Genomic DNA, 26,453 nt, shown 5'->3' on the forward strand with positions numbered 1-26,453 from the left:
ATAATTGGAAAACTATGAATAAATAATTTTGGATTAAGATACTTTTGTTTCCCAGTTTCCTTCTTCACTTTTAATTTATAATGAGTTTTTAAATGCTAACAATTTATTTCCAATATTACCAGGAAGAGAACAAGTTTTTCAATATCGTAAGATTAATACTTTCAATCGAAATTCTTCAACAATTCCTATCCTTCAATTTTTTCCACTCTTCTAGAATGTCTTCCATCCTGGAATTTAGAATTTAACCAGGCTTCTACAATTGGAATAATTTCTTTTTCATCAGTCAATCTGGAAGCAAGTGATAAAAAGTTTGAGTCATTATGCTCAATGGATAATTTAGCCATCAAAATATTTAATACTTGTGCTGCTCTAATACCTTTAACTTTATTTGCAACCACTGCAACCCCAATACCGGAACCGCAAACTCCTATGCCCTTTACTGCTCTTCCCAGTGATACATCTAAGGCGGCAGGGCGAACGAAATCAGGATAATCAACTGACTCCTCAGAAAAACATCCATGGTCAATAACTTCAATTCCTTTTTCAGTCAAATAGATTTTTATCAACTCTTTATATTTATAACCTGCATGATCAGCACATAGGGAAATTGTCATATTACTATCTCCCACTTCTTAAAAACCATAATTCCCCAAAGTTAATTGATAAATTAAACCTGAGGAGATTTTCTTTTAACAGGTTTAAATCCGTTGTACCTCGTATTCCATATTCTAAACTGACATCAATAGAGCTGGTATAATCTAAAGGAAATGTTAATCCACCTAAAACAGAATACTGGTTAATTCCCTTTCCGTTCACTTTATATTGTGTTTGTTCATAATTTATTCCGCCACGTAAAATAATGCTATTCCAGAAACTTGATGACAAATCATCTGAAATTTTATATTCTACTCCTGCGCTAATTTTCTGTAAATTTTGTAAATCTGGATTTACTAAATCCCGTAATTTGTAATTGCTCCATGATTGATAAAAATAATCCATAACGAATAAATACTTACCAGATGAAAAGGCAAGACCAGTCCCAAAACTTATAGGAAGTTCAGCCTGGGTATTTCCAGCAGCTAAATCAATTGTACTAACAATGCTGGTTTTATTACCAGAATAAATAGTTTGAGTTTCTGTAGTATCAACATTTATTTTATTTGAAATGCTTAAAGTTGCACCGATCCGAAGATTTTTTATAAAATCAATTCCTAAACTTTTAGAAAGATCATTTGAAATCAATCCAAATGTACCACCAATTCCGTGTAATTTATATCTTGTCGAATATTCAGAATTAAGATAATTTTCATCAAGATAAATAAGATTGGAAACGTAATCTATATTGCCAACATAATAATCAAGAGAAGCTCCAAAATTCCAATCAAATGGAAGAGAATAAGAGGTTCCTAAAAATACTTTAGAAACGCTTCCCTTCCCTTCAAAATTTAAGTTATGAGTAATATCAGAATTAACTGTTTGAGAAACCAGGAATTTTACCCTGGAATACGGAACAATTCCTAAAACTAAAGAAACACCATAATCTTTTTGAATTGGGATTCCCAGGACGAATCCAGAAAAATATGAATTTGAAAAGAACGAACTTGTTGTTTGATCTTTTGTCTGAAAAGATTCCACGTTTATACCGGTTTCAAACCTTGTAATATTTAATCTGGTCCAACTTGCTGGATTAAAATCGCTTATGTTATCTTTATCAAATAAAGCTGTTCCGAGCCCGCCCATAGAAATGCGTCTTGCTGATTGTGAATTGTAAATATCACCTAAGCCAATTCTTGTATAACCAGATCCTCCTTCAGCTAAAAAAACTGAAGGGAACAATAGTAAGATTAATATTTTTCTAATTTTCATTTTTACTCAAAAAAAAATAATTACCGTTTAAAAGAATAACTGATTTTCAATTTCGGTCTCTTTGTTACATCTGCAGATTTGCCACTAATAATCTTAAGCAAGTCCAAATTATTTATTGCATTGGTATGCGAAATTAATAATCCATAATTTTTTTCTCCAATAACCCATCTTTGCACATAACTAACTATGTTGCCAGATATTTTATCACCTGATCTTGTTAAAACTATAGATGAAAGACTATCATAGGCTACACCAACGCTATCTGTTAATAATCTAACAGTCAAATATTCGGAATGTGGAGTGCCTAACACGCTCGCAAGAGTATCCAATGTAAATTCAAGTGCTGCATTATTAATAATTGCGGACGAGGAAATTGTTGGAATGTCAAATTTCAAAGTTGAATTGACAGCTATACCACCCTGGATTATAATATAGTCATTTGAAGCAGCAGGCAAACTTCCTTCCACAACATGCAAATCATTTATAGAAATGAATGTTAATGTATCTTTGTATTTACCAGGTTTTTCAAATATAACTTTCAATTTTGGAATTGAATTGGCTAAAGTAGATTCGCTTGAGTATGCTTGAAATCCAACAACTCTATTGGTTCCATTTGAAGGTTTAATATAAATTCCGTTATCGTCTGCTAAATTGGTATCGGAATCAACCTTAAACCAATCCTGAACCACATCTTTACTTAAATCAAATGAGTAAAGAGTATCCGTAATATTATATGGTGATGCAGCAATGTTTTCTGCATTATAATTCAAACCATTTAAGCTATCAACATCAAATGATGCAGATGTCCAACCGCTATTTACTTTATGAACAGAAAAATCGAACTGAGAAGATTTCTCTCCCAAAGTATACTTAGGATAAAGCTCAATTAAAGCGGATAACACTTTAATACTATCTTTTGCAATTTGCAATTTAATTGAATCCGGCAAAGCGTAAATCTGGAATTTCATAAGAACAGAGGAAGTTGCAGAATTAATCTTTCCAAGAAGTAGATTGTCGGAAGTTCCGGTTTTTAAGATTGTTTTTACAGCGTTAGATTGCTGACTCAGCGAATCACTGCTTATCTCCTTTAGTGAAATCATATCACTTGGGTTTAATAAAGAATACCCAACAGGTCCAGGTGAATCACTGCAAGCAGAAAAATACAAAGTTGAAACTATTACAAGCAACAGGATGCGAAATTTTGAATACAATCAGTTTCCTCCAATAAAATCATTAACAATAAAATTACAAGCATCTAAAAAATTTGGTGCAATAAAAGTGGGGATTTTACCTTCATTAAGCAAGTAAGAAATTTTTTCTTCGGTAATTGTGGTTTTAATAAGAATCGTTTTTAATCCAGCATTTAAACCGCATTCAACATCAGAAACCATATCGCCGGTAAGATAAGATTTTTTCAAATCGATATTCCAATCTTCAGCAGCTTGATAAATCATTTTAGTAGAAGGCTTCCTGCATTCACATTCTTCAGTTGTATTAAATTTGGGATGATAAGGGCAATAATAAAATGCATCTATTTGAACATCATCTTTTAGTAAAATTTCATTGATTTTATTGTTGATAGAATCAACATCTTCTTTTGTAATAAGTCCTCTGGCAATTCCAGATTGATTTGAAACTACAATAATCTTAAATCCCAATTTTTTTAATTGAACTAATCCTTCAGTTACGCCTTTATACAACTCAACTTGCTCAGGGTTTCCAAGATATCCAGGATCAATATTTATTGTTCCATCTCGATCAAAAAAAACTGCGTGGTTAGCCATCTGGAATCAATCTAATATGTTCTTATACAGATCAACATATTTTTTCCCAGATGAGATCCAGGAAAAATCGGACTTCATTCCGTTCTTAATAATTTTGATCCATGTTTTTTTATCCTGGAATAATTTTATTGCTCGTTTAATCTCTTTTAGAAACTCTTGAGAATCATATTTTTTAAAGACAAATCCATTACCAGTTTCGTCTTTATCGCTGTACCGGCTAACAGTATCAGCAAGCCCACCGGTTTCTCTAACTATTGGAACAGTACCATAGCTTAAACTATACATCTGGTTTAAACCGCAGGGTTCATATTTTGAAGGCATTAAAAACATATCGCTTCCTGCTTCAATTAGATGAGCAAGTTCATCACTATAACCCAGGTAACAGGAAAATTTTCCACGATGTTTTTTTTGTATATCTTCAAATAATTTATGATATTTTTTCTCTCCGTTACCAAGCAAAACCATTTGCACATTCAAGCTCATCAGTTCTTGAATTATTTCAGAAATCAAATCGAATCCTTTTGCATCTATCAAACGAGAGATGGAACCTATAATTGGAATCTCTGGATTAAAACTAAAACCAAATTTTTCCGCCAAAGCTTTCTTATTTTCAACTTTATCTTCAATAGTTTTTGCTGAGTAATTTTTAGGAATTGTAGTATCTAATTCCGGATTCCAGATTTTATTATCAATTCCGTTAAGAATCCCATAAATATCTTTTTTTCGTTTTAGAAGGATTGTTTTTAATCCCGCTCCCCACTCTTCATCTTTGGTAATTTCTTCAGCGTATCTCTCACTTACAGTTGTAATTACATCCGAATATATCAAACCACTCTTCATAAAATTACATCTGCCATAAATTTCAATTCCCTTTTCAGAATTTAATTCTTCCGGTAAACCAGTTTTATAAAATTCACTTTTAGGGAAAAATCCCTGGTAAGCTAAATTATGAATTGTAAAAATTGTTTTGATATTAACTATAAGCGGATCATCTTTATAAATAGTTTTAAGATAAGCAGGAACTAAACCACACTGCCAATCATTACAATGGATAATATCAGGAACCCAGCCCAGTTTATTTATCAATTCAAAAACTGACCGGGCAAGAAGAATGAACCTTTCATGATTGTCCGGGTAATCTAATCCTGTTTCCTGATCAATATAAAGGCTTTGCCGGCTTCCAAAATAATCTATATTATCAAGGAAATAAATCTGCACGCGAACTTTGGGTCCAATTAAAAAAGAAGATCTTAATGAAAAAATAACTTCTTTTTCACCAATCATTATTGGTAAATCTTTAAGCCGCACAACTTCGTGAATTTTAAATTTTCTCTCATCTATTGCGCCGTATTTAGGCACCACAATGCGTACTTCATGCCCCATTTCCATCAACGCTTGTGGTAAAGCTGCAGATACATCCGCAAGTCCACCCGTTTTCATAAATGGAAAAACTTCAGAGGTAATGAACAAGATTTTCAATCGTTTGGAAGGAGGCATAAATATAAATCCTCAATAATTTTTTTTACAAATTTACGAAAAAATCGAATTATTGACAAAGAATTGGCAGATTTTACCTTTGCCAACTAAACATATAATTTCTTCATTTCATTTAAAATCTACTTTGGAGATTCTTTTCCAACTATTCCTGGGTAACAAATAATAAATCAATTCTTTATATTTCCCTCAGAAAAAAAGGAAATTTCATTTTATGATTACTTTAATTGCAAATCCTTCCCAGATTGTTACTGTTGATTCCAAAGGTAAAAATTATAAAAGAGGAAAGGAACTGGGGGAAATTGATGTTTTGACTGAGCATTCAATTTTAGTTGAAGATGATTTAATTAAAGATTTTATTCCTAACCAAAGTATAAATTATTCTCAACTGGATGCAATAATTAATGTTAAAGATAAAGTTGTCTTTCCTGGATTTGTGGATTGCCATACGCATACAGTTTTTGCAGGTTCCCGTGCCGAAGAATTTAAAATGAAAATTGCCGGTGCAAGTTATGAAGAAATTGCGAAAGCGGGTGGAGGAATTAATAAAACTGTTCAAGCAGTAAGAAAATTAAGTTTTGAAGATTTGGTTGAAATATCGAAACCAAGAATTATTTATGCTATTTCTCAGGGTATTACAACACTGGAAATTAAAAGTGGGTATGGTCTTTCCTTTGATGATGAAATTAAATTACTAAATGTCATCAATCATCTTAACAACATATTCCCGATTGACATCATTCCAACATTTCTGGGTGCACATACTTTTCCACCGGAATATAAATCTGATCAGGAAAAATATATTTCTTTAATTAATGAAAAGATGCTTCCATTTATCGCTAATAACAAACTGGCAAAATTCTGTGATGCATTCTGCGAAAAAACCGCATTCTCTGCTGAACAAATTGATAGAATTTTTCAGACTGCATCTTCGCTTGGACTAAAACTAAAGCTACATACAGACCAGTTCAATTCTATTGGTGGAATTGATTTAGGATTGAAACACAAAGTAGTAAGCCTTGAACATCTGGAAGTTGTTAAGAATGAAGATATTCTAAAATTAGGAAATACTGATATTGTTTGCGTCTTACTACCCGGGGTTTCTTTCTTTTTACATTATGGATTTGCTCCAGCAAGAGATTTAATTTCTAAAAATGCAATAGTTGCTCTTTCAACGGATTATAATCCCGGTTCATCTCATATTTCAAATATCAATTTAATTATGAGTCTTGCAGCAATTGAAATGAAAATGACAATTGAAGAAACAATTTCTGCCGTTACAATTAATGCAGCTAAGGCTCTTGATGTTAACAATTCGGTTGGAAGCATAGAAATTGGAAAGAAAGCTGATTTTGCAATTCTTGATACACAAGAGTATCCGGATATCGTTTATAATGTTGGGAAAAATCTAAACTGTATGACAATTAAAAATGGAAAAATCATTTATAAAAATATTTAGGAAATTGAATGAAAATTATTGAATGCGTTCCAAACTTTAGTGAAGGAAAAAATCAGGATACATTTGACGCTATTACAAATGCAGTAAACAAAATTGAAGGAGCAAAACTTTTAAGTTTAGAACCCGATGCAGACTACAACCGGGTTGTTGTTACTTTGGCAGGTAATGAAAATGGAATACTGGAAGGTGCAATTGCTGCATCTAAAGCCGCAGCAGTAAATATCGATATGAGAAATCATAAAGGAGAACATCCACGGCTTGGAGCTATTGATGTTGTACCATTCATTCCGGTTAAAAATATATCCACACAAGAATGTATAAAAATTTCAGAACGATATGCAGAAAGAATTTCCAAAGAACTTGAAGTTCCTGTTTATCTTTACGAGGAAGCAGCCAGACATCCTTCAAGAAAATTACTCTCCAATATCCGTAAAGGTGAATATGAAGGATTGGAAGAAAAGCTAAAGAACCCTGAATGGTTTCCGGATTTTGGCGAAGCAAAATTCAATCCTAAACTGGGAGCTATTGTAACAGGAGTTCGTTTTTTTCTTATAGCTTACAATGTTAATATAAAATCGAGTGATGTAAAATTTGCAAAGGAAATAAGTGAAGTATTACGCGAATCAGGTAGACCTAAAAGAGATGAGAATGGTAATGTAATTAAAGTAAATGGGGAAACTATTAAAATCCCTGGCAAACTTAAAACAGTTCAAGGAATGGGAGTATCATTAGAAAAATATAGCATCACACAAGTTTCAATGAATCTGAAAAACTATTTTACTACTCCGCTACACATTGCATTTGAGGAAGTTAAAAAAGAAGCCGAACGTTTAGGTGTTGAAGTTAATGGAAGTGAAATTGTTGGACTCGTACCTCTAGAAGCTTTGATGATGGCTGGAAAATATTATTCTAATAATAATATCTCAGAGGAAAAAGCTTTGGTAGAACTTGCGATTGAAAAACTTGGTTTGAGTTCACTAAATAAGTTCGATCCTGAAAAGAAAATAATTGATTATATGATTTAAAATATAAATTCCAAAAAACAGGATAATGTTATGAATCAATCAAACACTCTAAAAAATTATCTGGATGAACTCTCCTCCAACTCCCCCACTCCCGGTGGAGGAAATGTTTCTGCACTTTGTGGGGCATTGGCTTCCAGTCTTGGAACTATGGTTTGCAGATTAACCATCGGTAAGAAAAAATATATTGACGTTGAACCTGATATGATGAAAATCCGAAGTAAACTTGAATCGTTTAGAGAAGAATTTATTGATTTGGCAGCAAAGGATAATGCTGCATTTGACAAAGTAATGGAAGCTTTCAAGTTTCCAAAAGAAACTGAAAATGATAAAACTATGCGACTAAAAAAAATAAGTGCGGCAACTCTGGAAGCTGCTAAAGTTCCTGCAGAAGTAATAACTTCCTGCAAAGTTATTTTGCCTTTGATAAAAACCATTGCGGAAAAAGGGAATCAGAATTCTGTTTCTGATGCAGGAGTTGCAGCGCTTCTTTTATCCACCGCAGCACAAGGAGCATATTTAAACGTGCTAATTAATTGTTCTTCACTAAAAGATAATTCCGAGGCTCAGAAACTTTTGGCAGAAGCATCTGTTGTAAAAGATGAAATTAAATCTGAAAGCAATAATATTATAGAAGTTATTATAAAAGGATTTCAATCATGAAAAAAACAAGCATTCTCCTACTTTTATTTCTTATTACTTCATTTCAATTCGCACAAATGCCAAAAGTAAAATGCGGGATTGATGTATTGAAAGAAAATAATTTTAATATTCTAAAAGGTAAACGAATCGGATTAATTACAAATCCAACCGGAGTAGATAAGAATCTTAAATCAACAATTGATGTTTTATTTGAAAACAAAGATGTAAAACTTGCTGCTCTCTACGGTCCGGAGCATGGCGTCCGTGGTGATTACTCTGCAGGGGATTTTGTTGATTTCTATAAAGATTCAACAACAGGGCTTCCGGTTTATTCCCTCTATGGTAAAACCCGAAATGCAACTCCGGAAATGTTGAAAGACATAGATGTTTTGGTTTATGATATCCAAGATAATGGTTGCAGGTCCTATACTTATATCAGCACGATGGGATTAGCAATGGAAGCTGCTGCAGAGAACAATAAAGAATTTTTAGTTTTAGATAGACCAAATCCATTAACAGGATTAAAGGTGGAAGGAAATTTTGTTGAAGATGGATATTTTTCTTTTGTTAGCCAATTCAAAATTCCTTATGTGTATGGATTAACTTGCGGCGAACTTGCCAGATATCTTAACGAAGAAGGTCTTCTAAAAGATGGAATAAAATGTAAACTTACTGTGGTTCCAATTGAAGGTTGGAAGAGAGAAATGACCTATGAAGAAACCGGATTAGTTTGGGTTCCAGCTTCTCCACATGTTCCGCATAAAGACACTCCGGAATATTACGTTTCTACTGGAGTGCTTGGAGAACTTGGAGTTATTTCCGAAGGAGTTGGTTATACAATTCCTTTTGAAACTTTTGCAGCCGAATGGATTGATGGAAAACTTCTTGCAGATAAAATGAATGCATTAGGTTTGGAAGGTGTTATATTCCGACCAATAACTTTCAAACCGTATTACGGAACCTGGGAAAAGAAAGAATTGCACGGAGTTCAAATTCATATAACTGATATGAAAAAATTAAATTTGCTTAGCCTGCAATATTTGTTTATGCAAGTTCATAATGATCTATATCCAGATAAAAACCCTTTTAAGCTTGCAAAGGATAACCGCATAGATTTCTTTGATAAAGTAGCCGGGACTAATAAAGTTAGAGAAATGTTTTCCGAAAAAATGCAATACAAAGCTATTGAAGCATTTCTAAATAAGGACGTTGAAGGATTTAGGATGAAGTCCAAAAAATATTTGCTTTATTAAAGTAAAACCTTACATTGTGGTTGGATAATTTGAATAAGGGGATATGTTAAAAATATTCTTAGTTTGTATTTGGATATTTCTTATAACGTCGTCCGTTCTGGTTTCCCAACCACTGGATTTCTTTAGGGAAAAGATTGAAATTGAAGTTGGCGGTAATTATTGCAAACTAATTGGGAAATACTTTTTTAGTAATTCAAGTAAACAACCACTCATTCAAACTTTTTATTATCCATTTATAGTTAACGATAGTCTTCCCTACCCAGACAAAATTTCTGTAGTAAATAACCGGGATAATTCACTAATCAAATTCAAGAAGCAAAAGAAAGGTATTATCCTTCAGGCGAAAATTAGTTCAAATGATACTTTAATTTATACTGTGGAATATTCTCAGAAAACGCCATATAGTATGTTTGAATATATTCTAACTACAACACAAGAATGGCATAAACCGATTGTTGAAGCAGAATATGTTGTTAAAATTCCAAAAAAGTTTAAGCTGGATTTCAACTCACTTGGGTACGATAACAAATCAATCCAGAAAAGATTTACTGTATACAATCTGCAAAAGAAATATTTTATGCCTGATAAAAATTTCAAAATAAAATGGGGTACAAAATGAAAAGGATTTTCTCTTTAACAGTAATTTTATTTTTTGCAGTGACTTTGAATCTCAAGGGGAATCCAATTTCAATAACATATTTTAGTGAATTATATTTCGATTCTACTGGATGGAAACTTGAGTTGCACAAAAGTCATTACGATGGGAGTTCTATTAATTTTAGAGGTTGGTATCTGAAATCATCTTCAGGACAAGCATTTTTTAAGGATAACATTGTATTAAGTGCTGCAGGTTATATGCGTGTTACCGTTGCCAAGTTATTAAATAATCTCATTATAAATCCGGAGGGTGACAGTCTTTTCTTATATGCACCAAATGAAGAATATCCAAGGGATTATTTTATTTTCGGAAATATGCCGGGATCAATGTACGATGCTCCAAAGATAAATCAGTCATTGTGTTTGGGTGGGGGATATTATTACGATAATACTCCGACATTTGGTGGTCCCAATGATACACTAAGTGCGTGTGGTTTAATCATTGGAACCATAAAAGACTCTTTAGGTATTCCTCTTAAAAAAATTAGAATAATAGCTTCTTGGGAAAGTCCGAGTTGGGGACTTCATAAAGTAATTTCATTTGTCAAAACTGATTCGCTTGGTCAGTTCAAAATAAGTTGCATATCAGGGGTGCCTTGTATTCTAATTGATACAACCGATAAAGTATATTTTAGCTATACTGATATTTTAAAATGGATTACATTAAAACTTTGGCCTGAAGAAACTATTTATTTAAATGTTACTTTGCCAATTCTTGTGAACGTAGAACATCAAAACTTTTGGGAAAAGAATTTTATCTTAAATCAAAATTATCCCAATCCATTTAATCCAAATACAATTATAAAGTGGGAGATACCCATCAGGAGTCACGTTCAACTAAAGGTTTTTGATATTCTTGGAAATGAAGTCGCAACTCTTTTAAATGAAGAAAAGGACGCTGGTATTTACGACAATCAATTTTCAGTCATCAATAATCAATTACCAAGCGGAATTTATTTCTACACTTTACAAGCTGGAAATCTCAGACAAACAAAAAAGATGATTGTTTTGAAATGAGGATTATTTTATGAATAAAAAATATTTAATTTTTTTATTTAGAATATGCTTTTTAATAGCCTTTGTTTTTGTCCAGATACAATGTGCCGGTCCAACCACTTTAGTAAGAAGTTCACAGGAAGATTTTTGGTTAGGTATCCATGTTTTAATGGACAACAAAGATGCTGCAGCAGCACTTACGAGTGAAATTCCAGCATTAGCAAAAAATGGAGTTAACCTTGTTATTGCAGAAATAAATTATAATTACGAATATGAATCACATCCAGAGCTGCGTGGAAATGGACATATAAGCAAAGAAGAAATTAAAAATCTTCTTCAGGTTTGTAAAGAAAACAATATCCTGCTTGTTCCCGAATTTCAGTGTTTGGGTCATCAGTCCTGGGCGAAAGAAACATTTCCACTTTTAACAACTTATCCTCAGTTTGATGAAACACCAGGGCAATATCCAAACAACGAAGGAATATATTGCCGTAGCTGGTGCCCACTTCATCCGGATTTAAATCCAATCATCTTTGATTTAATGGATGAATTGATTGATGTGTTTAAAGCTTCTACTTTGCACGTTGGAATGGATGAAGTTTTTCTTATCGCCTCCGATTTTTGCCCGCGGTGTAAAGGAAAGAATCCTGCGGAGCTCTTTGCCAAAGCTGTAAATGATTATCATAATCATTTACAAAAGCGTGGCGTTGAAATGATGATGTGGGGAGATAGATTAATAAATGCAAAAGAAACAAAATATAGCGAATGGGAATCTTCCACGAATAATACTTATCCAGCCATTGATATGGTTCCAAATGATATTATTATTTGCGATTGGCATTATGGAAAAATGAACGAGTACAATTCTATTCCATATTTTCTGAAGAAAGGATTTAGAGTTTTGCCTTCAAGCTGGAAAGATGTTTCAGCTTCTGATGCGCTTGTAGATTATTCGCTTAAGTTTAATTCTCCCAAAATGCTTGGTCATCTATGTACAACCTGGCAAAGACCGGTAACGGGTGAAACATCCCAGTTTCAACCATTAAAAGAAGCAGCAAAAAAATTAAATAGGTAAAATTGAATTGTTAATCATTTATAAATGTTAATAGAGAAATGGAGTTTATACAATTATGAAAATATTTTCCCTTATAGGTTTTTCTCTTATTATAATTTTATTAACAGCAACAAGCCGATCCACCGCACAAACACGATATCTGGATACTGTCTTTTCAAATATAAAGGTTACAAATGGAATACAGTTTGGATCCAACAAAAATGCTTTTGGAATAAATCAAAATTTACTGCTGGATATTTATGAACCTGAAGGAGATACTTCGGCTTCTCGTCCTTTAATGATTTGGGTACACGGCGGAGCTTTTGTACTTGGAGATAGAAAATATGCTGATGTAGTCCTGTACTGTAAAGAATTTGCAAAACGTGGATACGTAACAGCTTCAATTGATTATAGGCTTGGGGTTACTTCATTTAATAACAAAGGTTATATGGAAGCCATTTTACGAGCCACACAAGATCTTAAAGCTGCTATCAGGTTTTTCCGCGCAAATGCTTCGGTATATAAAATCAATACGGAAAAGATTATTGCCGGTGGAACATCTGCAGGTGGCTTTACTGCCATTCACACCGGATATTTGAATGCTGATGAGATTCCGTCAGAGATTGACACCAGCAAGATTGGAAGTATAGAGGGCAATTCAGGTAATCCCGGCTACTCTTCAAAATTTAATTTGATTGTAAATTGCTGGGGAGCGATAGTTGATACTAATTGGATGCAAGCCGGCGATCTTCCGGTTGTAAGCATCCATGGAACGGCAGATAATATTGTTCCCTGCTATAGTGGAAAAGCAATGGGAGTTTTCCCGGTTTATGGAAGTGGTGTAATTGAGCGAAACGTAACAAGATTAGGGATTGAAAACAAATTAAAATTGTTTTATGGGGCTGGTCATCAGTTGATTGGAGGAAGTATGGATACTGTAAATGCGCGTTTCGATACTTCGATTACGGTTATAAGTAATTTTATTTATTCAACACTTATCAATCCATTCGTATCTGTTGAGAAACAATCGGATATTCCTGTAAAAGATTTTATTGTAGATCAAAATTATCCGAATCCATTCAATCCAAGTACAATAATCAGCTATCAGTTACTATCATCTCTAAATCCCTCACAAGGAGGAACTTTAGTTTCTCTAAAGGTTTTTGATATCTTAGGTAAAGAAGTTGCAACATTAGTAAATGAAGTTCAAAAAGCAGGAATTTATAATTATACATTCTCAATTGATAATTATAAATTGAAAAGTGGAAATTATTTTTATAAGCTTACAGTCAATAATTTTTCAGAAACAAAGAAATTTACAGTTCTTAAATAGATTTATTTATATTCGAGAACTACATCACCAACGGGCCACCTGGCTCTTAATTTTAAGGTATCTGGATAAACCGTAAACCTATCCGAAGTTTGAAATGGATATGGTTTGCCATATTTATAACTCGCACTGCTATCCTTATCAATAAAACTCCAAAGGATATATTTCCCTGGATTTACTTTGTTAAATTTCCATTCGTATTTTTCATTAGCCTTTTGTTGGTACTTAAATTTTTCACTATCAGTTCCCTTTAACACTATTATAACTTTTTCTTTCTGCAAACTTACAGGAAGTTTAACCTTACCGGAAACACCTGCATAATCTGTCTGTGAAACCGGTTTGAATCCATATTTATAAATGGAATCGCGTTTATTGCCGGCTGCATCAATTATATCATTTAGATTTATATTCACTTCATAATTTTCTTTTTGTTTTAATTCATCCATTATTTTTACTTTAATAGATGCAGCATCAGGAAAAGTAACTTTAGAAGAAATAACTTTTCCTTTTCTTTCATTTACACTAATTCCTTTTTTGGCAAGAGTTGTATCAAATCCATCATCAAACAAAAAAATAAATTCTGGTTTAACTTTTTCTTCGGTTATTAGCGTAGCAACTTTTGTGGAATACAAATTCGGTGCTGAGGTATCCGGTCTATCACTAATTATAAGCTGTGTAAAATCCTTCCCAGTAATATTACCCGCTAAATCTTTTATATTCCGGGCAATAACAAAATTGTTATTTTTTTCAGATAGAATTTCTTTAACTACCAGAACAACATTTTCTTTTTTCCCTTTTCCCTGGAAAGCATAAAGTGGTTTCAAACTAAGATTATTTGAAGAATCTACAATTGAATAATCATTTAAAATAATTAAGCTGTCAATCGGTTCGCTAAATTCAAGAAGAATATGTTTTTGATCAGTCATTGTAGCGCTTATCAAACGCGGTTTTAATGTGTCTTCTTTTATCATATAAAAATTTAGACTATGAAAAACAGAATCCATCTCGGACACTGTCACATCAGAGTAAGGACAACCATAAGCATCATCTCCTACATTATAAATTAAATCTGTAAATTCATCCTGGACAGCAAACACACGATATTTGCCAAATGCCAATCCCAGTAGTTTATACTCTCCATTTGCTCCAGCTTGAGAAATATATTTTGGCTTATGCTTAGTTGGATTTATTGTAGTATCATAAACCGGATAAGCGAATAACATAATCCCCTGCGGTTTTTCACTATAAACTTTTCCTTGAATAATTCCCCTATCAATTTTATTTCCGGTAGAAAAAGATAGTGAGTACGCTTGAGCCATTTTATTCCGGTTATTCAAATCAGTAGCATTTGTACCAACAGTTACTATGTAAGTCATACTATCCTTCAGTTTTCCCGGAAAGTTAACTCTTAAAGATTTTCCGCTCCAGTCATATTCAAGACTTCCATCAATAGCTGGAGAGATAAATATTGCATCCTGAACACTTCGTTTGTCCACATATTCTGAAAATTCAATTTCAAAATAATTATCTGAAAAATTTGTTGTTCCATTTGCAGGAAAGACAGAAATAATTTCTGGTGGGACTGTATCCTGTGGTCCTCCACCCGGAGGTAGCTGGTTTGCACAACTGATTAATAATACAACTAAAAATAAACTGAGAACTAAAGTTATGGTACCAGAAATATGTTTGATTTTTAAGTTCACTAAATTCCACCTATAAACTAAAAGTTTTTACAAGTGAATCTACAGCTTGTTGTTTGAATTGAGAATCTACAAGGCAGGAAATTTTTATTTCTGATGTTGTTACAAGTTTAATCGGAATATTTTCCAGAGCTTTAAAAAAATCTGCTGCAACTCCGCTGCTTGAACGCATTCCAACACCAACAATAGAAATTTTTACACAGCCTGGATAATAATGAAGGTTATATTCATTGTAATTTTTTAACAGATGCAAAAGCGATTCATCAACGTGAACTTTTTTATCATCAATTATTGTAAAAGATATGTTAATCGAATTACCTTCTGTAATTACTGAAATCATATCCACATTCAATCCTTCATGGGCGGCGCTATAAAATATTTTATGAATCAGATTATAATCATTCGGTAAATTGGAAATTGTAACCTGTGTCTGATTATCCATTACGCTTAACCCGGATACAATTGGCTGCTCTATATTTTCTGTCATAACATAACTCCCTTCTTCGTTAGAAAAAGTTGATGCACAATAAATTACTAAACCGAATTTTTTAGCTATTTCCACTGACCTGCTGTGGAGAACCTTTGCTCCAAGACTTGCCATTTCAAGCATTTCATCATAAGTAATGGTTTTTAATTTCTTTGCATTTGGATAAAGGCGTGGATCAACCGTATAAATTCCGTCAACATCGCTGTAAATTTCGCAATTAACATTTAATGCTGCAGCAAGCGCCACCGCCGATGTATCTGATCCTCCCCTGCCCAGTGTTGTAATTTCGCCATCTTCAGTAATTCCCTGGAAACCTGCAACGATTATAACATCATTGTCTCCAAGTTCGGAAAATATTTTTTCAACTTTTATATTCTTTATTCTCGCTTCATTAAAATCATTTGTAGTCATAATTTCTACCTGGAAAGCATTAAGCGATTTTGAATTAACTCCAATTTCCTTTAATGCCATAGAAAGAAGCGAAATGGAAATTTGTTCTCCGGTGGTTAAGAGCATATCTAATTCGCGTGGATCAGGTTTAATGGAAATTTCCTTTGCCATCTTAATCAAATTGTCTGTAGTCTTTCCCATTGCAGAAACAACAACTACAACCTTCTCTTCGTTTTGTACTCTATGGAATATTTTTGAGGCAACATTTTTAATTTTGGTTGTATCAGCTAAACTACTTCCACCATATTTCTGAACAATTAACTTCATATTAAAATGATATCATTAATTTATTTAATAACTTGTTCACCGAACCATTTTCTATATTCTTTAACGGCTTTTAAATGTTCAGTATAATTTCTAGTAAATTTATGCCCGCCTTTGCCATCAGCCACAAAAAATAAATAACTATGTTTTTCCGGATAAAGTGCTGATAAAATTGCAGCTTTCCCGGGATTGTTAATGGGTCCTGGTGGTAAACCAAAATGCACATAAGTATTATACGGATTATTAATCTTCAAATCATTCTTTAGCAATCTGCGCCAGCCAGTATTAAGTGAATATTGAATTGTAGGATCTGCCTGAAGCTTCATTCCCTTTTGTAACCGATTATAGTAAACGCCGGATATCGTTATGTACTCATCAACTTTCTTTGATTCACCTTGAATTATAGAAGCCATAGTTAATATTTGATGAAGATTATATTTAAGTTTTTTTATTTGTTTCTGAAGTGAGTCGGTTGAAATAAATTTATCAAAATTACTTTTTAGTTTTTCAATGATTTCCTTTACCGGTGTTTCTTTGTAGAAATAATAATCACCTGGTAGCAAATAACCCTCAAGCGAGGAAACATTAAATTCCTCCGTCTGAATGAACTTCTTGTCTTTACTCAATTCAATTACCAATACAGAATCGACGTAAACTTTTTCCTTCAGCACTCGTGCAAGAACTTTTAATGAAATACCATCATACAAATGAACATAAACCGGTACTTCGCATAATCCTTCTTTGAACATTTCAACCAAATTTACATAGTTAATTCCGTTAGGTATTTCATATCTGCCTGCTTTTATGCTTTTCTCTGCGCCAAGCAGAAATGCAGCAATCCTCATGTTTCTTTTACCTGGAATAATACCAGCATTATATAATGTATCTATTACCTGGTTTAAGGTAGTGCCGGTCTTTATCTCGAATCTAAAAGATTTTTTGCCTTCAAAATAATTTGGTGAAAAAAAAGTATAAGCCAGCACAGCAAAAACTATAAGGAAGAATGCAATAATAATTATAAACTGCTTCTTAGTTAAAATATTTTTTAATATGATTTTATTCTTTTGCATCGTCAGCTTTTGAAAATAATTTTGGTGATTCTGATTTTTGCGTTGCACGAGATTGATCTAATATTCTTTCGTAAATTCTTTCAAGCGATTCTTCAGTAAGCGGTCCGTTGTTATGTTTATATACTTTTGCCATTACATCCTTTTCTCTTTCCGGAGCATATGTAGGAAGATTTAGAGAAAGCTTTATCCTGCCAATTAAAATTGCAATCTTTGTTCTTCGATTTAGAATGTATACAAGAATGCGATCAATGAAATCCACTTTTTTCCGAAGTTTATTTAGCAGTACTTCCTTTTCAACCACAGTAAGTGAATCGATATTTTGTTTCTCAAAATTCAAATTTTATATCCCATCTTTTAAAAATGAATTGAATGATAATCCTGGAAACGCATTATAATTTAATGAAAATTTCTTTCCTGACTGATGTAATTTCAATCCTCTGTACGCAATCATCGCAGCATTATCCCCACAGAAAACAAAATCTGGAATTATAAGTTTCTTATTATATTTTTCAGCCAGATTTGCGAATGCAATTCTTAAACTTTTATTTGCAGCAACACCACCAACCAAAGAAAGCGCTTTTACTTCAAACTTATTCAAGGCTTTTTCTACATTCTGCATCAAAGCTTTAACAACAGAAGCCTGAAATGATGCTGTCAAATCAGGTAAATCTACAGCCGGAATATTTTTAGGTTCGCCATAAGTTTTTTGAACATAGCGAAGTACAGAAGTTTTTACACCACTGAAAGAAAAATCGAAAGGATTTTTTAATGATGCAATTGGGAAAAATATTTTATCTGGATTTCCATTTTCCGAAATAGTTTGAATTTTAGGTCCACCAGGATAACCTAACCCGATCATCTTTGCAACTTTATCAAATGCCTCTCCGGCAGCATCATCTACTGTTGTTCCAAGTTTTATAATTTCCTCATCACTTTTTACAACTAAAAGAAGCGTATGCCCGCCAGAAACAACAAGAGATAGGTAGGGAAATTCTGGTTTCTCTTCCATCAGAAAACCAGAAAATATATGTCCTTCAATATGATTAACTGGAACGAAAGGTTTGTTTAATGAATATGCAAGTGATTTACCAAATGTTAATCCTACCAACAAAGCCCCAATTAAACCAGGACCAGCAGTAGCGCATATTAAATCAATATCTGTTAACATTAAATTAGCTTTGCTAAGCGCATCTTTTACAAGCGGAATTATAATTTGCAGATGCGCGCGGCTCGATAGTTCAGGCACAACTCCGCCATATTTCGTATGGAAATCCTGGGAAGAAATTAGATTAGCAACCAATCTTTCATCAGATATTATCGAAACCGAAGTTTCGTCACAGGAACTTTCTATTCCTAATACATTCATTAATTTAGATTTGTAAAACTGTAAATAAAAACTTTGTAAAAATAGGCATTATATCAGAAAGTTACATGAAGGAGTTTGGTATGCGAGTTAGAAAAATTCAAATATGAAAGGACTTAAGAAGTTTACCAATCGCAGGAAAAAATATTTCAGGTATTAACAAAAACTTATATTAAGAATATTTTATACACTCAAGTAAATTTTTTATCAGTATCTCATCCAAAACAGATTCAAATAGGAAATCATCTGAACGTAAATAAACTCTTGGTTATATACCAAGCCATGTTAGGATTTTCCTGCAGCCTGCGTATTGAATATTTATACCAATGTTCCCCGAAAGGAACATAGATTCTTATTTTATGTCCATCTGAATTAATTTTATCCCGCAAACTCTCTTTCACTCCGTACAGCATTTGAAACTCATATTTCTCTTTTGGAATATTCATTTCTTTAATTAATTGGTAGGCATTCTCTATTAAATAATCATCGTGTGTCGCTATTCCAACATAGTTTCCATCTTCAAACATTTTCTTTAGCACTTTCATATAATTATTGCGTATTTCTTGTTTGTCTTTGTATGCAATACTTTCCGGTTCAATATAAATTCCTTTGCAAAGACGGTAATTTGTCCCTTCTTTATTCAGCTTTGAAACATCCGTGTAAGTTCTTTTTAAATATGCCTGAACAACAACACCAACATTATCAAATTTTTGTTTTAGGAATCTATGCAATTCAAAAGTTAGATCGGTAACCGGAGAGTCTTCCATATCGATACGAACAAAATTTTTATATTCTTTAGCTTTTTCAACAATTTCAGTTATTTGCTTAAAGCCAAAATCTTTATCAAGAACAATTCCCATTTGTGTGGGTTTGATAGAAAGGTTAGCCATCAGATTATTTTTATCGATGGCGTCTAACACTTCAAAGCATTCTTTCTTTGCATCGATTGCTTCATTTTTATTATTGATAGCTTCACCAAGAACATCAATTGTGGCATAAATTCCCCTGGTATTCAATTCCTTAACAACTTCAACAGCATCCTGAAGCTTGGTGCCAGCAATGTACTTTAACGCAAATATTTTAACAATTGGTTTTGGAAGAATCTTTACAAACTTTACGATGAGATAGTTTAGAAATGACACAGCAGAACTCCGTATAATGTTTTTGTAAAATTTACGTTCCAAAAATAGTCTATGCTACCAAATTAAGCAAACACTTATCCTAATTGGTTATTGGAGTTCTAAAATTAATTCTTACAAAGAAATTTATAAAAGCACTGTAATCAAATTCTGTTAACTGTCATTTTTTGATGCTTTCTAAAATTACCTGGTTTTTGCAATTTCCTGTTTCTTCAAATTCTTTAATGTTAAGTGAAGTTGTTTCAGCAATATTTTGCAATGCTTCTTTTGTAAAAAATGCCTGATGCCCTGTAATTATTACATTCGGAAAAGTTATAAGTCTTGCAAAAACATCATCCTGAAGAACCTTGTTGGAAAGATCTTCGAAGAAAAGATCCCCTTCTTCTTCGTAAACATCCAGCCCAAGATAACCAATCTTTCCAGACTTTAATGCACGGATTACATTTATAGTGTCAATTAAAGCTCCCCGACTTGTATTAATCAATACAACACCCTTTTTCATTTTTTCAATAGCTTTGGAATCAATTAAGTGATATGTATCCGGTGTTAGCGGGCAATGCAAAGTTATAATATCAGATTCAGAAAATATTTTATCCAGCTCAACATATTTAACTCCAATTTTTTCACAGACAGGATTAACGACATGGTCATGTGCAATTACAGTACAACCAAATCCAGTCATAATTTTGGATACTTCTGCACCAATTTTGCCAGTGCCAATAATACCAACGGTTCTACCAAATAAATCAAAACCTAACAAACCATCGAGAGCAAAATTACCTTCTCTAATACGATTATAAGCCCTATGGATTTTTCTATTTAATGCAAGAATTAATGCTAAAGTATGTTCAGCAACAGAATGAGGTGAATAAGCAGGCACTCTTACCACAGTAATTCCTTTTTCTTTTGCAACAATCAGATCAACATTATTAAAGCCTGCGCAGCGTAGAGCAATAAGTTTAATTCCATTATTAGAAAGTATTTCTAAAGTTGATGAATCTAATTGATCATTAACAAATATACAGACAGCAGGAAATTCTGTTGTTAACCCGGCTGTATTATTAGTTAACCTTGGTTCAAAAAAAGTAATCTGATGATGGTAGAGTCTATTTACTTCTTCAAAAATTTTCCTTTCATACGGTTTAGTACTAAAAAAAGCTACTTTCATAAAATCTCCAATTGGTTTTAATTCAAAACAAATAGGTTGATAGTTGAGTTCATCATTTAAACTTTTTTCTTTTTTTTTCGAATTAGAACTCAAAAGAATTATTTAGTTGAAGATTTATTAATGATACTAATTTAGCCCTTAGGAAATCCAAATCGTTCTAGTAAGTTACCAGTTGATAACTGGCAAAATAATTACGATATAATTTTAAAGCATTATTAACAGGAATTGTCGCATGAAAAATAGATTTATAAATTTCTTTCATTTACTACTATTCATTTTAATAATTAACGAAAATAGTTTTCCGCAAAGTTTTTCTTATACAGAAAGTTTTGAAAGTAGTAACCCATTTGTTTTTTGGACAAGCAATGCAACCTACACAATTAATTCTTTTAGTCCATCTATTGATCGGGCTTTTGATGGAAACCAATCACTTAAAATGGATATTACAATTAATGGAAGCGGTACAAAAGACTGCTATTATTACTGGAAGCTTCCGGTAAAAACAAACCTGCACGGTACAATAAATTTCTCAGCACGTTTGTGGATGGATGCAGATGCCGCAACTTATGTTAAGCTGGGTTATTATTATGACTTTCCTCCAACCGGATTGGAACGCCTGCCAACAGCACCTACCGTTACGCAATTCAATACCTGGTTTACACAATCAACTGTGCTTTCAAATGATGTAGCCTATCATGCGGATTATTTTGCAAACACTAAAATCTATAATTCAACTAAAGATGATTTTGGTAGAGAATTACAATTTGTTGCGTTAACAATAAAAGCAAAAGGTTCTCACAGAATTATTTTTTACATCGATAAAGTAGAAATTACAGGAACAAATTTATCGCAAACGGATTTCGTTAATCAATATACAACTGCCTGGAATAAATATAAATCAGAAGTAGATGCAATAGTTATCGGCAAGCATAGCGAATTTAACAATCTTCAACCTGTGCCTGATACAAGCGGACGTATTGTAACTCCTCAGGGACTAATTTATTTCAACAATTTGAAGAGCGCAAAAATTAATATGACTAATCTTTTAACAACAATGGATAATTCGGAATATTTTGCACCATCAATTATGGATTCGATGAATACATTGTTAGGATTATATCCTTCCTGGGTAAATCTACTTATAAATGAAATTTCTAATCCTGGTTCTAAGCTTGATATTTTTTCATTCCCGGCAACAGCATTTAACCGATTAGATGAAACTAATCAACCTGGCGGTTTAACAAGTTTTGAAAAGTTAAATGTTCGGGCTTGTTCTGGTGAGTATGAGCCTCTATCAATTTTATTACAAGCAAAATCAAACATCAATAATATAAATGTGCGATGGACAGATTTTTCTGGTTCTTCTGGAACAATTCCATCTACTGCATTGGATGTATCAATTGCAAAAGTATGGTACCAGGCTGGTTTGGATGAGTACAGGACAACAAGCAAAATTCCTATGCAGGAGTTATTGGTTAAGAATGATAGTTTGATAAAAATGGACCTTATAAATAAATTGAATTACCTTCTTGTAACAAATTCAAATGGTTCTAAATCTTATATTGATATAACCACATCAAGCGCAACTTTTCCAACTGGAATTACCATTTCAGATAGTCCAACACTTCTTCCATTTAAAATAATGAATGGAAGAAATAAGCAACTTTGGCTTTCATTTCACATCCCGACTGGAACACCAGCGGGAATTTACATTGCGCAATTTACTGTGTTGGAGAATCAAAATATTGTTAGAACATTTCCAGTTGAAATAGAAGTCCTTCCATTCAATTTGGATCCTTCAAGATTAACTTATGGCGTCTATTATCATGGTTATTTAGATAATTTTACAGACCGACCATTTTATTATTCAAATAAAAAAGAAGCACAACTTAGATTAGAACTGGCAGATATTAAAGAACATGGAATTCTTTATCCAACATGTTACCAATCATTAAATAATCTTGCGGGCGATTTACAAATTAGAAATGCAATTGGATTACCTAATGACAGGTTGTACACAGTTACATTTTCTGCCGGTAATCCACAAACACAGCCGGAACTTGATGCATTAAAATCCCAGGTTGCGCAATGGAAAACAAAAATGTCCAGCAATGGATATTCCAATTTATATGTATATGGAATTGATGAAGCTACTGGCAGTACTTTAACAAGCCAAAGACCTGCATGGCAAGCGGTACACGATGCGGGGGCAAGTATTTTTGTTGCCAGTTATGTTGGAACTGCTGATATTATGGGAGATTTGCTCGATGTAGGAAACATACTTGGGGGTTTAAACTCAACTGAAGCAACCAAATATCATTCTTTTGGGCATAAAATATTTTCTTATTCTAATCCTCAAGTTGGATATGAAAACCCGGATGTTTATCGCCGCAATTATGGAATTGCATTATTACAAGCTGGTTATGATGGGGCTATGAATTACGCTTATCAGAAAAATTATGGTTCGTTTTGGAATGACTGGGATGGAGCAACTTACCGAGAACAATGTTTTACTTATCCCGTTTCAAATGGAATAATTTCAACCATCCAATGGGAAGGATTTAGAGAAGGGATTGATGATGTAAGATATCTTTCTACACTTCTAAATAAAATAGATCAGCTTAAAGCTTCTGGCATTAATACTGCATCATTAGATCAATTTATTAATGCAATAAATACTTATGGAGATTTGGATTTACTGCGCTCGCAAATTATTAGCAAAATTATAGAATCCCAAAACATAATACCAGAACCTGATAGAACACTTCCGCAGATAGTTGAAGCAACTATCGTTAATCCAACCTGTTTAAAAGTAGATTTTGATGAAGCCTTGGATGCAACAACAGCTCAAAATAAATCCAATTTCACAATAGCATCTGGCATTACTGTTAACAGTGTTGTACTTAATGCTGATAACAAATCGGTTACCATCGCCACATCAACACATCATCCATATAGTTTATATACAATAACTGCAAACAATATACTTGATGTTACAGGAAATTTAATTAATCCAAACTTTAACAAACATTCATATTCATTTGGATCTTTTGTTAAAGTAAAAGCAAAAATATTTTTACAAGGTGCATATTCAAATAATTCAATGAATACAAATCTATTAGTATCCGGCGTAATTCCGCTTCAACAACCATATAATCTTCCACCTTGGAATTATCCTGGTAAAGAAACAGTTTCAAAAATTCCATCGGGAACCGTAGATTGGTTATTGTTTGAACTTAGAACTGGAACGGGTGTTAATTCAATTGTAAGCCGCCGCGCTGCGTTTCTTAAATCTGATGGAAGAATATTTGATATTGATGATTCTGAAGGTGTTAAATTCGATAGTCTTATTCATGGTAACTATTACTTAGTTGTAAGACATAGAAATCATCTTGGTATTATGAGTGCAAGTTTCATATTTCTTTCAGATACTTCTTCACAATATGATTTCACATCGGCAGCATCTAAAACTTATGGTGACGATCCAATTGCCTTTTTAGGTAGTGGAATTTATGGTATGTACGCGGGTGATGGGGCTGCAAATGGAACTGTAAATGTTTTAGACTATTGCAGTGTTGCAAATAGTATTTTTCAAACTGGTTATAAACAAGGGGATATGGATTTAAACCAAGTAATAAATGTTTTGGATTATGGAAAGACTTACAAATCCCTCTTTAAAACCAGTAAAGTACCCTCTGATTAATGCTAACATTACTATGGTAAATCCTAAATAAATTAAATAGAAATATTTTTATGAATTTACTAAGACTGCTCAACTATTTGTTGAACAGTCTTAATTATTACTCGAATAATAAAATATAGTTGAATATTCAGCTCTCATTTTTCTAACTTCGGATAAATAACTACATGCAATTCTTACTTACAATAAATTTTTTATTTGAAAAGATGCTGATATTAGATTGTTTTTGATGGCATAATTCTTTCTATATAATTTCCGAGGAAGTGCTTAAATAATAGATTTAAAAGGTTAATCACGGATGGGTCGCCATGAGTACTTTAACAAAGTCGTATGCACATTTTGGCTTTATAAATAAATTCTTTTTTTGGATCTTGCTCTTATCTGTTATAACAATCCAAACAAGTTTTCCCCAGGGACATCTTAGTATTTCAAATAGTTTAGAAATTGATGATAAAACTTTTGAATTCGAAATTCATATTCAAAGTACAGGAGCTAGTTTTGAATTAACTTCTTATCAATGTGTAGTGGGTTTTAATCAAGAAATACTAAATGGAGGTACATTGACATTTAGTTATATAGCAGCCTCCTCTCAACTTAGCAATCAGCCGTTAAATCAAGCAGTTGAAAATGATAATGGAAGTGAACGGTTATGTATGGCTTCATGGCCTGGCAGCGATATTATTTCGAGCACTTATACAAGACTTGGAAGATTCAGAATTCAAAATTCAGTCCCATTTGGCCATTATACCACAGGTTTTCTTTGGGATACAGTCGGAACACAACGTACAATGTTAACTGGAAGCGGTTTTATAGATATTACGCAGCAATTCACTTTCTTCGGTTTGGATACACCAATGCCAGTTGAGTTAACTTTGTTTAATGCTAACTTTGAAAATGATTTTGTAAAATTAAATTGGGAAACAGCAACTGAAATGAACGTTTGGGGATTTGAAATTCAACGTAAGATATTCTCATCCTCCAATAATGAAGAATGGAATAAGATTGGATTTGTAAACGGTGCTGGTACCTCTAATTCGTATAAAAAATATAATTTCCAGGATGTTAATTGCGGAAAGACTGGTAAATATTTTTATCGATTAAAAATGATTGATATTGATGGCGCTTATTCAAACTCTGATGAAGTAGAAATTATGGTTGAGAAACCATTGAACTATTCACTTCTTCAAAACTATCCTAATCCTTTCAATCCTTCAACTAAAATTTCATATTCATTAAAAAATCAGAGCAATGTAAAGTTAACGATTTACAATTCGATAGGCGAACTGGTTGAAACGCTGGTTAATAATAACCAACTGGCTGGTAGTTATGAGACCGTTTGGAATGCTATGAATTTATCTTCTGGTATTTATTTTTATAGGATAGGAGTAAGCTCAACTGAAGGAAAAGAGAATTTTACTGCTGTAAACAAAATGCAACTTGTAAAATAAAATTGAATTAAAATGCTGAATGTTTGATCCTGTATTTTAAAATTAGTTACAGACTCAAACCATTCAGCATTTTTATATTTAAATACTTCCTGATTATCAGTTACCAA

At 32.8% G+C, this 26,453-nt stretch carries 22 protein-coding genes; 10 read left to right on the plus strand and 12 right to left on the minus strand.

Annotated elements, in window-relative coordinates; genetic code table 11:
- Positions 1–185: 185 nt before the first annotated feature.
- Genes NTX22_05225 through glgA form a run of 5 tightly spaced genes read right to left on the minus strand, consistent with a single transcriptional unit; the run spans position 186 to position 5,147 of the window.
- Positions 186–614: an RpiB/LacA/LacB family sugar-phosphate isomerase gene (locus NTX22_05225; protein MCX6149909.1), complete on the minus strand. Its 429-nt coding sequence runs from the start codon at positions 612–614 to the stop codon at positions 186–188.
- Positions 615–618: 4 nt separating this feature from the next.
- Complete coding sequence (locus NTX22_05230; protein ID MCX6149910.1) at positions 619–1,866, minus strand: hypothetical protein; 1,248 nt, start codon at positions 1,864–1,866, stop codon at positions 619–621.
- A gap of 20 nt (positions 1,867–1,886) precedes the next feature.
- A complete protein-coding gene (locus NTX22_05235) occupies positions 1,887–3,077 on the minus strand; it encodes a hypothetical protein (GenBank protein MCX6149911.1) in 1,191 nt (396 codons plus the stop codon).
- The gene (locus NTX22_05240; GenBank protein MCX6149912.1) at positions 3,078–3,650 is read right to left on the minus strand and encodes an HAD family hydrolase; all 573 of its coding nucleotides are present in this window, start codon (positions 3,648–3,650) and stop codon (positions 3,078–3,080) included.
- Positions 3,651–3,656: 6 nt separating this feature from the next.
- Positions 3,657–5,147 (minus strand): glycogen synthase GlgA, encoded by a 1,491-nt coding sequence (gene glgA, locus NTX22_05245; protein ID MCX6149913.1) that lies wholly within the window; start codon positions 5,145–5,147, stop codon positions 3,657–3,659.
- A gap of 211 nt (positions 5,148–5,358) precedes the next feature.
- Here glgA and hutI point away from each other — a divergent pair, with 211 nt between their 5' ends.
- Genes hutI through NTX22_05285 form a run of 8 tightly spaced genes read left to right on the plus strand, consistent with a single transcriptional unit; the run spans position 5,359 to position 13,560 of the window.
- Positions 5,359–6,603, plus strand: coding sequence for an imidazolonepropionase (hutI, locus tag NTX22_05250; GenBank protein MCX6149914.1), 1,245 nt, complete (start codon positions 5,359–5,361; stop codon positions 6,601–6,603).
- A gap of 8 nt (positions 6,604–6,611) precedes the next feature.
- Positions 6,612–7,628 carry a glutamate formimidoyltransferase gene (gene ftcD / locus NTX22_05255; GenBank protein MCX6149915.1) on the plus strand — a complete coding sequence of 339 codons (1,017 nt, stop codon included), beginning with the start codon at positions 6,612–6,614 and terminating at the stop codon, positions 7,626–7,628.
- 30 nt (positions 7,629–7,658) lie between these two features.
- Complete coding sequence (locus NTX22_05260; GenBank protein ID MCX6149916.1) at positions 7,659–8,288, plus strand: cyclodeaminase/cyclohydrolase family protein; 630 nt, start codon at positions 7,659–7,661, stop codon at positions 8,286–8,288.
- The gene (locus tag NTX22_05265; protein ID MCX6149917.1) at positions 8,285–9,520 is read left to right on the plus strand and encodes a DUF1343 domain-containing protein; all 1,236 of its coding nucleotides are present in this window, start codon (positions 8,285–8,287) and stop codon (positions 9,518–9,520) included. Before NTX22_05260 ends, NTX22_05265 begins: the two co-directional genes overlap by 4 nt.
- A gap of 43 nt (positions 9,521–9,563) precedes the next feature.
- Positions 9,564–10,139 carry a hypothetical protein gene (locus NTX22_05270; protein MCX6149918.1) on the plus strand — a complete coding sequence of 192 codons (576 nt, stop codon included), beginning with the start codon at positions 9,564–9,566 and terminating at the stop codon, positions 10,137–10,139.
- On the plus strand, positions 10,136–11,194 hold the full coding sequence (locus NTX22_05275) for a T9SS type A sorting domain-containing protein (protein ID MCX6149919.1): 1,059 nt from the start codon (positions 10,136–10,138) through the stop codon (positions 11,192–11,194). Before NTX22_05270 ends, NTX22_05275 begins: the two co-directional genes overlap by 4 nt.
- 10 nt (positions 11,195–11,204) lie before the next feature.
- Positions 11,205–12,248 (plus strand): family 20 glycosylhydrolase, encoded by a 1,044-nt coding sequence (locus tag NTX22_05280; GenBank protein MCX6149920.1) that lies wholly within the window; start codon positions 11,205–11,207, stop codon positions 12,246–12,248.
- Positions 12,249–12,303: 55 nt separating this feature from the next.
- The gene (locus NTX22_05285) at positions 12,304–13,560 is read left to right on the plus strand and encodes a carboxylesterase family protein (GenBank protein ID MCX6149921.1); all 1,257 of its coding nucleotides are present in this window, start codon (positions 12,304–12,306) and stop codon (positions 13,558–13,560) included.
- A 2-nt stretch (positions 13,561–13,562) separates the two neighbouring features.
- Here NTX22_05285 and NTX22_05290 read toward each other — a convergent pair whose 3' ends face one another.
- The 7 genes from NTX22_05290 to NTX22_05320 form a co-directional block, all read right to left on the minus strand.
- The gene (locus NTX22_05290) at positions 13,563–15,260 is read right to left on the minus strand and encodes an Ig-like domain-containing protein (GenBank protein MCX6149922.1); all 1,698 of its coding nucleotides are present in this window, start codon (positions 15,258–15,260) and stop codon (positions 13,563–13,565) included.
- Between the two features lie 10 nt (positions 15,261–15,270).
- The gene (locus NTX22_05295) at positions 15,271–16,461 is read right to left on the minus strand and encodes an aspartate kinase (GenBank protein ID MCX6149923.1); all 1,191 of its coding nucleotides are present in this window, start codon (positions 16,459–16,461) and stop codon (positions 15,271–15,273) included.
- A 20-nt stretch (positions 16,462–16,481) separates the two neighbouring features.
- Positions 16,482–17,528 carry an endolytic transglycosylase MltG gene (mltG, locus tag NTX22_05300; GenBank protein ID MCX6149924.1) on the minus strand — a complete coding sequence of 349 codons (1,047 nt, stop codon included), beginning with the start codon at positions 17,526–17,528 and terminating at the stop codon, positions 16,482–16,484.
- On the minus strand, positions 17,515–17,865 hold the full coding sequence (locus NTX22_05305; GenBank protein MCX6149925.1) for a chorismate mutase: 351 nt from the start codon (positions 17,863–17,865) through the stop codon (positions 17,515–17,517). The genes mltG and NTX22_05305 overlap by 14 nt, the downstream gene beginning before the upstream one ends.
- Before the next feature lie 3 nt (positions 17,866–17,868).
- Complete coding sequence (gene tsaD, locus NTX22_05310; GenBank protein MCX6149926.1) at positions 17,869–18,894, minus strand: tRNA (adenosine(37)-N6)-threonylcarbamoyltransferase complex transferase subunit TsaD; 1,026 nt, start codon at positions 18,892–18,894, stop codon at positions 17,869–17,871.
- A gap of 239 nt (positions 18,895–19,133) precedes the next feature.
- Entirely contained in the window at positions 19,134–20,033 is a 900-nt protein-coding gene (locus NTX22_05315) for a proline dehydrogenase family protein (GenBank protein ID MCX6149927.1), read from the minus strand.
- Between the two features lie 157 nt (positions 20,034–20,190).
- Positions 20,191–21,198: a 2-hydroxyacid dehydrogenase gene (locus NTX22_05320; GenBank protein MCX6149928.1), complete on the minus strand. Its 1,008-nt coding sequence runs from the start codon at positions 21,196–21,198 to the stop codon at positions 20,191–20,193.
- 232 nt (positions 21,199–21,430) lie between these two features.
- Between NTX22_05320 and NTX22_05325 the strand changes: the two genes are divergently transcribed.
- Both NTX22_05325 and NTX22_05330 read left to right on the plus strand, forming a co-directional pair.
- The gene (locus NTX22_05325) at positions 21,431–24,901 is read left to right on the plus strand and encodes a hypothetical protein (protein ID MCX6149929.1); all 3,471 of its coding nucleotides are present in this window, start codon (positions 21,431–21,433) and stop codon (positions 24,899–24,901) included.
- A gap of 305 nt (positions 24,902–25,206) precedes the next feature.
- Positions 25,207–26,346: a T9SS type A sorting domain-containing protein gene (locus NTX22_05330; protein MCX6149930.1), complete on the plus strand. Its 1,140-nt coding sequence runs from the start codon at positions 25,207–25,209 to the stop codon at positions 26,344–26,346.
- Positions 26,347–26,453: the final 107 nt, after the last annotated feature.

This window comes from Ignavibacteriales bacterium (assembly GCA_026390815.1).
GTDB lineage: Bacteria > Bacteroidota > Ignavibacteria > Ignavibacteriales > SURF-24 > JAPLFH01.

Coding starts and splice junctions, on each gene's coding strand:
- NTX22_05225 (MCX6149909.1), bottom strand. CDS start 614: ATGACAATTTCCCTATGTGCTGATCATGCAGGTTATAAATATAAAGAG.
- NTX22_05230 (MCX6149910.1), bottom strand. CDS start 1,866: ATGAAAATTAGAAAAATATTAATCTTACTATTGTTCCCTTCAGTTTTT.
- NTX22_05240 (MCX6149912.1), bottom strand. CDS start 3,650: ATGGCTAACCACGCAGTTTTTTTTGATCGAGATGGAACAATAAATATT.
- glgA (MCX6149913.1), bottom strand. CDS start 5,147: ATGCCTCCTTCCAAACGATTGAAAATCTTGTTCATTACCTCTGAAGTT.
- hutI (MCX6149914.1), top strand. CDS start 5,359: ATGATTACTTTAATTGCAAATCCTTCCCAGATTGTTACTGTTGATTCC.
- ftcD (MCX6149915.1), top strand. CDS start 6,612: ATGAAAATTATTGAATGCGTTCCAAACTTTAGTGAAGGAAAAAATCAG.
- NTX22_05260 (MCX6149916.1), top strand. CDS start 7,659: ATGAATCAATCAAACACTCTAAAAAATTATCTGGATGAACTCTCCTCC.
- NTX22_05265 (MCX6149917.1), top strand. CDS start 8,285: ATGAAAAAAACAAGCATTCTCCTACTTTTATTTCTTATTACTTCATTT.
- NTX22_05270 (MCX6149918.1), top strand. CDS start 9,564: ATGTTAAAAATATTCTTAGTTTGTATTTGGATATTTCTTATAACGTCG.
- NTX22_05275 (MCX6149919.1), top strand. CDS start 10,136: ATGAAAAGGATTTTCTCTTTAACAGTAATTTTATTTTTTGCAGTGACT.
- NTX22_05280 (MCX6149920.1), top strand. CDS start 11,205: ATGAATAAAAAATATTTAATTTTTTTATTTAGAATATGCTTTTTAATA.
- NTX22_05285 (MCX6149921.1), top strand. CDS start 12,304: ATGAAAATATTTTCCCTTATAGGTTTTTCTCTTATTATAATTTTATTA.
- NTX22_05295 (MCX6149923.1), bottom strand. CDS start 16,461: ATGAAGTTAATTGTTCAGAAATATGGTGGAAGTAGTTTAGCTGATACA.
- mltG (MCX6149924.1), bottom strand. CDS start 17,528: ATGCAAAAGAATAAAATCATATTAAAAAATATTTTAACTAAGAAGCAG.
- tsaD (MCX6149926.1), bottom strand. CDS start 18,894: ATGAATGTATTAGGAATAGAAAGTTCCTGTGACGAAACTTCGGTTTCG.
- NTX22_05320 (MCX6149928.1), bottom strand. CDS start 21,198: ATGAAAGTAGCTTTTTTTAGTACTAAACCGTATGAAAGGAAAATTTTT.
- NTX22_05325 (MCX6149929.1), top strand. CDS start 21,431: ATGAAAAATAGATTTATAAATTTCTTTCATTTACTACTATTCATTTTA.
- NTX22_05330 (MCX6149930.1), top strand. CDS start 25,207: ATGAGTACTTTAACAAAGTCGTATGCACATTTTGGCTTTATAAATAAA.